Raw genomic sequence first — 11,200 nt, 5'->3', positions numbered from 1 at the left:
GGCTTATCCATTGGCGCTACGCATTTTGACTGCTGAAATTTCGCACGAAACCAATACATTCAACATTCGCCCCACCGAAATCACGGATTTTCAGGCCCGATATTTGCTTGACGGGCCTGCTGCCATCGCGGCACGTGGCACTGCAAACACCGAACTTGCCGGTGTTCTGCGCAGTGGTCGCCACCACGGCTGGGACATCACCCATGTCATCAGCGCGGCGGCCGGTCCAGGTGGACGTGTCAGCGATCACGCTTTTGATGCGCTTTGTCAGCCACTTCTGACTGCGGCCAAAGACGGCGATTGGGACGGAATTCTGCTAATGTTGCACGGTGCGATGGTAACTGCATCCCATGACGATGGTGAAGGCGAAATCTTGCGGCGTTTGCGTGCCGTCACTGGTTTCGATCTGCCGGTCGCCGTTACGTTGGATCCGCATGCCAACGTGACAACCGCGATGTGTGATCTGGCGCAGATCCTGGTCTCATTTACGACTTATCCACACGTCGATATTCAAGCCACCGGGCAACGTACCGCTGAACTGCTACACAGGACTATGGTGGGTGAAATTAACCCGAAAACGTTACGCGCCTATCGCCCTATGCTAGAGGAGGCAAACGGTGGACGTACCGACCTTGGCCCGATGATTGAACGGCACGCAATGGCCCGCGCCGCCGAGGCCCGCAAAGGGATTTATGCGGTCAGCATCAACGGTGCCTTTCCCTGCGCGGATGTCCCAGAAGTTGGCCCGACGGTGCTGGTCACCGCCGAAGCTGGCCTGCCCGGCGCACAAGACATCGGCGAAGAAATTGCCGACGATATCTGGCAACGACGCAACGAAAGCCTGAACACCTATATCGATGTGACAGAGGCGGCTAAACTAGCCAAGGCCTGGAAAACGGGAAGTGGGCCATTGGTGATTGCCGATTATGCCGACAACCCCGGCTCGGGTGCTTATGGTGATGCAACTTCATTACTGGGCGCGCTGCTGGATGCAGGTGTAAATGATGCATGTTTTGGTCCTATGGTTGATGCACAGGCTGCGGACATGCTTCAAGATCATACCATTGGTTCGACTGTAAGCCTTGCCCTTGGTGGTAAAACGGCAAAAGAGTTTGGCGGTGGGCCGCTAGACATAACTGGCATCCTGAAATGGCGCGGCGAGGGTCTGGTGACAGGTAGCGGCCCCATTTTAGGGGGCCAGCAGCGCAGTTTTGGCGCGACGGCCGTTTTGCAGGTCGACGGTATCGATATATTGATCGTCAGTATCGCACATCAAATGCTTGATCTGCGACAATTCGAAACCTTTGGTATCAATCCGTCAGAATGCCGCGTCGTGGCATTGAAATCCATGCAGCACTTTCGCGCGGCCTTTGCGCCAATTGCCGGACAGATTGTGGTCTGTGACAGCGGCGCGTTGTGCACCGTTAATTATGCCGCATTAAATTACACTAGAGTTCCGCGCCCGATGCATCCGTTGGATCAGGAAAAATAGCTTCTAAACCCAAGTTATTGACCAGTGTTATGGCCGTTATCTTGGGTTAGCGTTTCGCGATTTATCAGACCTACATCGCGTTCAGGATAGTATCTACACAGCCTTGAGTTGTGGCGCTTCCGCCAAGGTCAGCCGTTTTGGTTTCATCATGCATAAGGGATTGCTGCATCGCCGCTTCGATTTGCGCAGCTGCCGCATTTTCCCCAAGATGCTCAAGCAATTCGGCAATCGTCCATATGGCACCGATCGGATTTGCGATACCTTTACCCGCAATATCCGGGGCCGATCCGTGAACAGGTTCGAACATGGACGGAAACTCGCGTTCGGGGTTTATGTTGGCCGACGGCGCGATCCCGATTGATCCTGCAATGGCAGGACCAAGGTCAGACAGAATATCACCAAACAAGTTCGACGCGACAATAACATCAAACCAGTCAGGGTTGCGTACAAAATGCGCGGTCAGAATATCGATGTGAAATTGGTTCGTACTGATGTCGGGATACTGTGCCGACATTGCAGCAAACCGTTCATCCCAAAATGGCATCGAATGTTTGATGCCGTTCGACTTGGTGGCAGATGTCACTTGTTTTCGTGCGCGTTTCTGAGCCAGTTCAAACGCATATTTCATAATGCGGTCAGTGCCTTTTCGGGTGAATACGGCTTCTTGTATTGCCAATTCGTCAGGGGTGCCGCGGTTCATACGACCGCCAAGTTCCGAATATTCGCCTTCGACGTTTTCGCGTACAACGATGAAATCAATGTCTTCGGGCGATCTGCCTGCCAGTGGGGATTGAACCCCGTCCAGCAAGCGAATGTGACGAATATTTGCATATTGGTTCATTTCGCGACGAATGGGCAGCAGCAACCCCCAAAGCGACACATGATCGGGCACCGTAGGCCATCCAACAGCGCCAAGATAGATGGCATCAAACTTCTTGAGTTGCTCAATCCCGTCATCCGGCATCATCTGACCGGTTTCCAAGTAAGTCTCGCAAGACCAGTCGAACACTGTCCATTCAATGGCAAAGCCATGCTGGCGGGCTGCGACATCGGCGATTATTTGGCCGTGCGGAACGACCTCTTTGCCGATACCATCACCAGGAATGCTGGCAATCTTATACGTTTTTTGCATCGTGTCTTGTTACCCTTTGGCCAAGTGCGCCCACAGCCATGGCGCATGAGATTGCTGTTTTTTCTCAAAAGCTCGAATTTGATCCGTCGCATTTAAAGTTGTTTGGATATGATCCGCACCCGAAAGAAGAAGCTGCTTTCGCGTATCGCTGATTTCAAACGGAACGCATAGCGATGAAGCTAGAATGGTTTGGTTATGCAAATCAATCTGCATTTCACTGGTTTCAGGCAAAGACGCGTGTGCGACCAATGGATCAACATCGGCCTGAGGCACTGTGATAGCAAGCAAACCGTTCTTTTCACAGTTTCCAAAGAAAATCCCCGAAATGGACGGCGCGATGATGGCCCGGATCCCCAATTGCAGCAAGCCCCAAACGGCATATTCCCGGCTGGACCCACACCCAAAATTATCGCCGCAAATTAGAAACTTGGCCGATCGATAGGGGATTTTATTCAAAACAAATTCGGGACGTTCTGCACCCGTTTCATCAAAGCGCAGATCATGGAAGGCCCCGATTGCCAACCCTTCGCGATCAATGCGTTTCAGAAATTGCTTGGGCATGATGATGTCAGTATCAATATTTGGTGCAGGCATGGGCGCTGCAATACCGCTGACCTTTGTGAAGGGTATCATTGATGTGTCTCCATCATCTTTCGCACATCTACGATTGCACCGTTCACAGCAGCTGCGGCAACCATTTCGGGACTCATCAAGTGGGTTCGCACGCCACGCCCCTGTCGTCCTTCGAAGTTGCGGTTGGTCGACGACGCACAGCGTTCACCTGCCATGGCGATATCATCATTCATCGCAAGGCACATAGAACAGCCTGACCCGCGCCATTCAAAACCTGCCTGCCGAAAGATAGCATCAAGACCTTCTGCTTCCGCGACGCGGCGTACGTCCTTAGAGCCGGGAACGACAATAGCCGTCACATCACTGCATACTTGATGGCCTTTAAGGATTTTAGCGGCCTTTCGCAGATCTTCAATCCGTGCATTGGTGCAGGATCCAATGAATGCACGGTCGATTTTAAGACCTGACAAACTTTGACCTGCGAATAATCCCATGTAATCCAAGGCGCGATGATCGGCATCATTAGTGGGGTTTGGAATAGTGCGTGTGACAGGCACGCTTTGATCGGGGCTGGTGCCCCAAGTGACCAAGGGTTCGATCATAGTCGCATCAAGATGCACCACCTTGTCAAACTGCGCGCCGGGTTCTGATTGCAGAGTTTGCCAGTTGCCAAGGGCCGCCACCATATCAGCACCCTTTGGGGCATGTGGACGCCCGTCCAAATAGTCAAACACCTTTTGATCAGGTGCGATCACAGCCGCACGTGCGCCTGCTTCAACGGCCATATTACAAATGGTCATACGTGCCTCAACACTGAGTGCTGCGATGGTTGATCCGGCGAATTCCACAGCAAACCCCGATGCGCCGGCTGCACCCACCTTGGCAACAAAGGCCATGACAACATCTTTCGCTGTCACCCCAATCGGCAATATCCCATCAACCTGAACCAACATTGGTTTCAGCGTTTTGTAGACAAGCGTTTGGGTGGCCAGTACGTGCTCAATCTCGGATGTACCGATACCAAACCCAAGCGCGCCGAATGCGCCATAGGTCGTTGTGTGACTGTCCCCGCATGCAATCACCATACCCGGCCAGGCAAAGCCATTTTCGGGCACAACAATATGTTCAATTCCTTGTCGCGGATCAAAAAGATCAAACAGTTGGATATTATGGCGTATGCAGTTCTTGCTTAGAGTTTCGATCTGCAAACGCCCGCCTTCGTCTTCAATATCATTCAGGGATTGGATGGGTCGCGTCGGGTTGACGTGATCCACCACGGCCAAATGGGCTTGTGGCCGCCACACCGGCCGATCTGCAGTATGAAGCCCGGCAAAGGCCTGCGGACTAGTGTATTCATTCATGATATGAAAATCCACATAAAGCAGGACATGCTCATCATCAAGCTGGGTCACTGTGTGCTGGCGGACCAGCTTTTCATAAAGCGTCAGGGACATCGAATTCTCAGGGTAAGGGGACATTCAGAAGTCGTTCAAAAATCACAGCGATAAAAATCACCAACACTGCAAGACCGGCCAATTGGATCAGAAATGTCTTCAAAGCCACTTTATCCTGTTGTGCAATCAGCATACACAGGCCAGCCCCGATCAGGGATGTCGGAATGAACCCCAGTAAAGGCAAAATGACAGGCCAGCCCCGATCAGGGATGTCGGAATGAACCCCAGTAAAGGCAAAATGACAGCCCAGCCCAACAGGGTTGCAAGCATTAAGATTGGACGCAGCAATGCGCCATCGGGCGGTGCCGAAGCTGGCGATACAATCCAGGCGCGCAAGACCATAGCCAACGCACAGAGAACCATTCCAGCCCCGGCTAGCTGAGGAAAAATTGCCCCGAAAACAGACATCTGGCGGGCCTCCCACAGCATATAGCCACCAAGGACAAGCAGTGCGATCCCGGGTACAAGATCGCGGTGCAGAAACCTATTCATGTGTCATCATCCCTTTTAGTCTGCGGGATTTTCGTTCGGACCAGATAGGCCAAAGCAACGTAAGCACCGTGAACACTATGATTGCGATAGAGATCGGGCGCGCAAAGAATTCAGCCCAGATATTCCCAGCCGCATTGCCAATCAGATACCCTTGGACAAAGCCCTGTTCGGCGATCGGCCCAAGGATCAGGCCAAGCACAATAGGCGACGCTTCAAATCCATAGCGCAGGGCAACCCAAGCGAAAGCGCCCAAGACAACCATCATCACGACATGTGTGCTGTTTTGTTCCACTGCGAAAGAGCCGATCATGATCAGTACCCCAACCGCAGGCGCTAAAGCGGCTTTGGGAATGGATGAAATAGTACGAAACGCTGTCCGCCCGATCAGCAACCCAACCGGGATCATCAACAGCGTGGCGAAAAGTAACCCGAAGATAAAGGTATAGACGGTCGATGCCTGTTCAACGAAAAGTTGGGGGCCAACCCTGATACCTTGCACCATCAGTGCGCCAAGAATGATAGCATCAGGTGGTGTGCCGGGAATGCCCAAAACCAGGGTCGGTACAAAACCGCCGCCCACAGTTGCAGAATTCGCAGATTCAGACGCGATAACGCCATCAACAGCGCCTTTTCCGAACTGATCCTGATGCTTTGAGGTTCTGCGCGCCTCGGAGTAGGCCACAAGACCCGCAACTGCACCGCCCGCTGCGGGTAAAATGCCCACAACTGTTCCGACGATTGAACTTCGGATCAGATTAAACTTGGATCGCCACATCAGGCCAAGCGCTTCAAATATCCGCGCACCTTTTCCTTCGGTCGCGCGTTCGATGTGGGGATCTTTTGTTGCAACCATGTTCAGCAAAACAGGCACGCAATAAAGACCGATCAAGGCCGGGATAATGTGGATACCGCCAAGCATGACCGGATTATCAAATGTATACCGCACATCACCGCCGACCACCGCCGAACCTATTGTCGACAAACCCAAACCCACAAAGCCCCCGATCAGACCTTTAAGCGTGGCGCCCTTGGATAATACTGCAATCAATGACAGACCAAAGATTGCCAGCCAGAAATATTCAACTGGCCCAAACTTCAACGCGATCGTTGCAAGTGGCGGGGCTAAGATCAACAAGGCCAATGCCCCGACAACACCACCAAATGCGGATGCGAAACAAGAAATTGTAACCGCTAAGTCACCATCCCCACGCCGGGCCATTGGAAATCCATCCAGTGCCGTCGCAATCGCTGCTGGTGTCCCGGGTGTATTCACCAGGATTGAGGCATAGGCCCCACCATAGATCGCACCAGTGTGGACAGCGCCAAGGGCGATCAAACCCGACGCCGGATCCATTGTGAAGGTAAAAGGAACAAGAACAGCGACAGCCATTGTCGCAGATAGCCCAGGCAAAGCCCCGATGACAGTGCCCAAAACGACACCGATCAGCGCGAGCATCAGATTAAAAGGCGTCGCAGCCGATAAAAGTGCGTCGATCATTAATAACCTCTAATTTTTTGATTGCCTCGCGCGATTAATAAATGCGCGCGAGGAAGGGTATAAATTATCGGAATTACGCCGATTTCAAACGTTCGATAGCAGGTGCATATGCGGCTTTACGTTCTTCGATAAAGGCAGGGACATCGCCCAGGGGAATATCAATTACCTCATAGCCTGCAGCCGTCATTTGCGCTTGAAATTCAGGTTCAGCGTTGATTTGCAGCAAAATATCAGACAGATTTTGTTGAATATCCTGAGGTGTTCCTGCAGGAACCGCAACGCCACGATAGGCGCCGCCGATATGATCAAAGCCCAGCTCTGTAAAGGTCGGCGTATCTGGCAGGGCGGCAACGCGTTCTGCCGTGGCGACCGCAAGCGTGCGCACTTGATCACCAGCTTTCACGCCTTGTGTTGTATAGCTCATCGCGGCAGCAATTTGACCGCCAAGAACAGCCGTCATCGCAGGTGCCGAGCCTTTGAACGGGATATATGTGGCGCGTGCGCCTGTCATATCCGCAAAGATTTCTGTGGCCAGATGATTGGCAGTATTGGTTCCGGACCCACCAAAGGTCACTCTGCCAGGATTTGCAGTTGCGTCGTCAATCAGATCCTGCAAGCTTTGATACGGGCTGTCAGCTTTCACGACAATCGCGTCGGGTGTATAGTGAAAAAAGAATACGTTATTAATATCGGACGTTTGATAACCAACATCCTTCATCGCAGGTTGTAGTACCGTATGGGGCACGATCGTATTCATGATCGTATGACCGTCTGGCTCAAATCCATTCAGCTGCGCCCACGCCGTCGCACCACCCGCACCAGGCTTGGATTGAATGACAACACTTTTCCCAGTGATGCGCTCAAAAAACGGCTGTTGAAAACGCGCAGTTACGTCGCTTTCTCCGCCCGGGTTAAAGGGAATAATATAGTTAACCGCGCGCGTAGGATAGCCAACGGCGCGCAGGATGGACGGTGTACTAAGCGCTGCCGTCGCAACACCGAGGCTCATGGCGCGGATACCAAATGTACGTCTTGTAATCTTCATGAAATCGTTTCCTCCCATTCATTCGCGAAAGGCTACGATCATGTAGTGATCAAGATTTAGCGGAAAACATTATTTAGTTATTCTGTATTAATCAACGACAGATGCTGACATATGCTTTGGCATATTTGGGCAACCTTGGGTGATTTGAATATGCGATCAACGGCTTCGTCAGCGCTTCGTGAAGCGCCCCATGCAGAAAGCTTTTTCGACGGTTTTGTTGAGCACAAAATCGATATTCAAAACGGGCAAATATTTTGCAGAATTGCCGGTAATGGTCCCGTGATACTACTTCTTCACGGATATCCGCAAACCTCTGCCATGTGGCATAAAGTTGCCCCTGTATTGGCAAAAAGCCATACCGTGATTTGCGCGGATCTGCGCGGATATGGGCGATCTTTCAAGCCCGAGACAGACGCTGTGCATTCAACTTATTCAAAGCGCGCTATGGCGAACGATATGATGATGGTTATGAATTCCTTGGGAATTGAAACGTTTTTCGTTGGCGCACATGATCGTGGTGCGCGTGTCGCACATAGGCTGGCCGCAGATCATCCCGAACGGGTTATGGCACTTGCAACGCTTGATATCGCCCCAACCCGAGAGATGTATCGCGATGGCGACAGCAGCTTTGCGCAAGCCTATTGGCATTGGTATTGGCTCACGCAGTCTTATCCATTTCCGGAAACCCTGATTGCAGGGGCAAGTGATTATTATTGGCTTAAGAAATGCGGTTCCGGTTCTGCAGGGCTTAGTCCGTTTTCGCATCAGGCGCTTAAGGAATATCTGACATGCTTTGCCGACCCAGATGTGATTCATGCGTCTTGCGAAGATTATCGTGCAGCGGCCACAATCGATATTGAGCATGATAACGATGATTGCACACGCCTTAAGATGCCGGTTCTAGCGCTATGGGGGAAACACGGGGTGATCGAGCGACATTTCGACTGCTTGACACTGTGGCGCGAACGGGCTGACGATGTGCGCGGTTGGTCCATTGATGGGGGCCACTATTTGGCAGAAGAAAAACCGGGCCAGGTTGCAGATGCGTTTCTTGAATTCTTTGGAAATACCGATATTCACGATCGCAGTGCGTCTATTCAATCGGCTCTACAAATGGCAGGTGATCGATAAAATCAAGAACGCCCTGCATTTTGTCATCGCTTCGCCAAACAGCATAGACATCGACAGTGGGGCCACCGTCTTCGAAGGGTCTGAAAACAACATCATCGCGCTTGAATTCGCTGACCCATTTCGGAACCATTGAAACGCCAAGTCCTGATGCAACCATTGCAATAATCATATGTCGTTCATTAGCCTCTTGGCGAATGTTTGGTTCAACATGGTGGGATCGCAGGTAACTGTGGATAACATCAAACAAGATTGGTCGGCTTGCACGCGCCGGTATAACCAACGGCTCGGATGCGATATCAGAGACAGAAATTTTCTCTTGTCCTGCTTTGGGGTGTTGGGCTGGCAAGGCGATTATGATGCTTTCTGATAGCACAAAACGGGACGTCAAATGTGACTCTGTTGGCTCTTTTCGAACGAACGCAATATCAAGCGATCGGCTTTCCAGCATGTTCAATGCCGCTCCGGATAGCATTTCAAACACTTTCAAACTGACGTCAGGATAAGCAGATCTGAACCCTCGGACAACACTGGGAAGCAATCCGGCTGTCGCAGAATCCACCCCCCCGATTTTCAGAATATGCCGGCCCGTTTCCCCTACTGAACGTGCAACACGAACGGCTTCTTCTGACCGGGCGATAGTCGCCAGTGCCTCTGGTAAAAACGCTTCTCCGGCCGCTGTTAACCTGACCCGGCGGGTGGTACGATGAAACAGAGCAACGCCCAAATCATATTCAAGCAATTTGATCTGGGTTGATAAGGCAGGTTGGGCCAGATGTAATTTTTCAGCGGCGCGACCAAAGTGAAGTTCATCTGCCAATACAACAAATATTTGAAACTGTCTTAGGTTCATACGTGATGGATATCACAACTATGCCAGTCGTATCGAGAGCAATAAACATTGTCTTTGTTTGATTTGATAGTCATAGGCACCATAACGAGTGCCATTGCTTTCATAAATGCCCGCGGCCTTTACCGTGGAACAAGATCGGTTTTCACTAGCCCAACCCCATGATCCAGAATGGAGAAATCGCCATCCAACGCATGAATGAAATGTGGGCTGCCAGCAGGTGTCACAAAGAAGGTTCCCACCGGATAGGCAACCAGCGCACTCTCGTCATAAATCGCACCCGTCCCAACATAAGCAGTGCCTGATGTGACCAGAGTCGTCAGGTCAATGTTGTGGACATGAGGTGGCACAGTTGCCCCGGCACTAACGCGGGCATGTGTTGTGTACAGACCAGCCTCGCGAGGTGACCCATAAACGAATGCGGTCTCGACCCCCTCAAAAGCCGGACTTGGGATATAGTTGAGTGTATTCAGATCTACGGAATATGTTGCTTCTTGAGCCGCCAGCGGTGCTGCCACGTAAAAGGCAAGAACTATAGCAAGATTTTTCATGCGGATGTTCCTTTTGCGCGATTAGTTTTCTAACGTGTCAAGCCAAGTCTGTAGTCCATCTGCAACGGCTTGGGGTGCGTCTTCCTGTAAGGCATGATGTCCTGGACCGATCGAAGCGATGGTGACATTCACTGCGTTGGCTTGCGTCCATTCGGCCATGTCCTGCTTAAACAACCGCCCGGGTTCAGCATACAGTACCAGTTTGGGGATCTCTGTTTTCGTCCACCATTCCACAGCGGCGGAATAAGCCTGCGATACGGCTGCGGGTTCACCGCCAATAGGCAAGCTGCGCGACATATCCAAAAGCGGCTGGCGGCTTTCAGGTGTAGGAAAGGGGCGTTTGTATTCCGCAACAACTGGATCTGGCAGCGGATCACCTGTCATCGTTGGCATGATCACCTCTTGCCAGATGTTGGCCTCAAGTACGTTTTCTTCGGCGTTTTCATCGCGCATGGATTTAAACATGCCCGCTATCCGTTCTGGCATCTGGTCATAAGCAGGGCGCGGATAGACTGGCGGCATTGAACCTTCCATGAAGGCAAAGGCGGCAACATCATCCGGGTTCTGCGCCGCATAGACCAACGATATACCTGCCCCCCAATCATGCGCCATGAGTGTGACGTCAGATAGTCCCATTACATCTATAAAATCGGCCAGATGATCCGCCTGATCCTGAACGCCATATCCGTTCCCAGTACTATCGCCAAAACCTATTAGGTCAACGGCGATAAGGCGTTGATTTTGGTTCATCTCTGGCAACACGTTGCGCCAAATATAGGAAGAAAATGGCAGCCCGTGCACAAAAAGAACTGGCCTGCCAGCTGGATCACCAGTTTCGTAGTAAGAGATGGTCGCCCTTTGGGTTTCGGCGGATTGAAGTGGGGCTGGCAAGTCCAATCCTTGCGCCACCGCTGGCAAAGCTGTCATGGATATGAGGCATATTAGGAAGGGTCGCATTAAACGTCTCCGAATTAAAAACTTATCA

12 protein-coding genes are annotated in these 11,200 nt (G+C 51.7%); 2 read left to right on the top strand and 10 right to left on the bottom strand.

Annotation, left to right across the window (positions count from 1 at the left end; all coding sequences use genetic code 11):
• The first annotated feature begins 10 nt into the window (after nucleotides 1-10).
• A complete protein-coding gene (locus HRQ87_RS03010) occupies nucleotides 11-1,492 on the top strand; it encodes a M81 family metallopeptidase (RefSeq protein ID WP_174135051.1) in 1,482 nt (493 codons plus the stop codon).
• Between the two features lie 70 nt (nucleotides 1,493-1,562).
• On the opposite strand, the gene HRQ87_RS03005 is transcribed toward HRQ87_RS03010, so the two are convergent.
• The 7 genes from HRQ87_RS03005 to HRQ87_RS02980 all read right to left on the bottom strand — a co-directional run bounded on the left by HRQ87_RS03005 (nucleotide 1,563) and on the right by HRQ87_RS02980 (nucleotide 7,686).
• Nucleotides 1,563-2,624 carry a tartrate dehydrogenase gene (locus tag HRQ87_RS03005; protein WP_174135049.1) on the bottom strand — a complete coding sequence of 354 codons (1,062 nt, stop codon included), beginning with the start codon at nucleotides 2,622-2,624 and terminating at the stop codon, nucleotides 1,563-1,565.
• A 9-nt stretch (nucleotides 2,625-2,633) separates the two neighbouring features.
• Complete coding sequence (gene leuD, locus HRQ87_RS03000) at nucleotides 2,634-3,257, bottom strand: 3-isopropylmalate dehydratase small subunit (protein WP_174135047.1); 624 nt, start codon at nucleotides 3,255-3,257, stop codon at nucleotides 2,634-2,636.
• Entirely contained in the window at nucleotides 3,254-4,651 is a 1,398-nt protein-coding gene (gene leuC / locus HRQ87_RS02995) for a 3-isopropylmalate dehydratase large subunit (protein WP_217430353.1), read from the bottom strand. The genes leuD and leuC overlap by 4 nt, the downstream gene beginning before the upstream one ends.
• Nucleotides 4,652-4,658: 7 nt before the next feature.
• Entirely contained in the window at nucleotides 4,659-4,784 is a 126-nt protein-coding gene (locus HRQ87_RS20420; RefSeq protein WP_281356565.1) for a hypothetical protein, read from the bottom strand.
• Between the two features lie 17 nt (nucleotides 4,785-4,801).
• Complete coding sequence (locus HRQ87_RS02990) at nucleotides 4,802-5,143, bottom strand: tripartite tricarboxylate transporter TctB family protein (RefSeq protein ID WP_174135043.1); 342 nt, start codon at nucleotides 5,141-5,143, stop codon at nucleotides 4,802-4,804.
• Nucleotides 5,136-6,641, bottom strand: a complete 1,506-nt coding sequence (locus HRQ87_RS02985) for a tripartite tricarboxylate transporter permease (protein WP_174135041.1) — start codon at nucleotides 6,639-6,641, stop codon at nucleotides 5,136-5,138. Before HRQ87_RS02985 ends, HRQ87_RS02990 begins: the two co-directional genes overlap by 8 nt.
• 73 nt (nucleotides 6,642-6,714) lie before the next feature.
• On the bottom strand, nucleotides 6,715-7,686 hold the full coding sequence (locus tag HRQ87_RS02980) for a tripartite tricarboxylate transporter substrate binding protein (protein ID WP_174135039.1): 972 nt from the start codon (nucleotides 7,684-7,686) through the stop codon (nucleotides 6,715-6,717).
• A gap of 111 nt (nucleotides 7,687-7,797) precedes the next feature.
• On the opposite strand from HRQ87_RS02980, the gene HRQ87_RS02975 reads away from it, so the two are divergent.
• A complete protein-coding gene (locus HRQ87_RS02975) occupies nucleotides 7,798-8,817 on the top strand; it encodes an alpha/beta fold hydrolase (RefSeq protein WP_246251645.1) in 1,020 nt (339 codons plus the stop codon).
• On the opposite strand, the gene HRQ87_RS02970 is transcribed toward HRQ87_RS02975, so the two are convergent.
• From HRQ87_RS02970 to HRQ87_RS02960, 3 genes are all read right to left on the bottom strand, one after another.
• A complete protein-coding gene (locus HRQ87_RS02970; RefSeq protein ID WP_174135037.1) occupies nucleotides 8,780-9,667 on the bottom strand; it encodes a LysR substrate-binding domain-containing protein in 888 nt (295 codons plus the stop codon). The two genes, HRQ87_RS02975 and HRQ87_RS02970, sit on opposite strands and share 38 nt — an antisense overlap.
• Nucleotides 9,668-9,786: 119 nt before the next feature.
• Entirely contained in the window at nucleotides 9,787-10,215 is a 429-nt protein-coding gene (locus tag HRQ87_RS02965; RefSeq protein WP_174135035.1) for a cupin domain-containing protein, read from the bottom strand.
• A 21-nt stretch (nucleotides 10,216-10,236) separates the two neighbouring features.
• On the bottom strand, nucleotides 10,237-11,106 hold the full coding sequence (locus HRQ87_RS02960; protein ID WP_174135033.1) for a haloalkane dehalogenase: 870 nt from the start codon (nucleotides 11,104-11,106) through the stop codon (nucleotides 10,237-10,239).
• Between the last annotated feature and the right edge of the window lie 94 nt (nucleotides 11,107-11,200).

This window comes from Parasulfitobacter algicola, from assembly GCF_013315265.1.
GTDB lineage: Bacteria > Pseudomonadota > Alphaproteobacteria > Rhodobacterales > Rhodobacteraceae > Parasulfitobacter > Parasulfitobacter algicola.
Note: the sequence above shows the minus strand (reverse complement) of the source record. Positions and strands in the feature narration are given on the sequence as shown.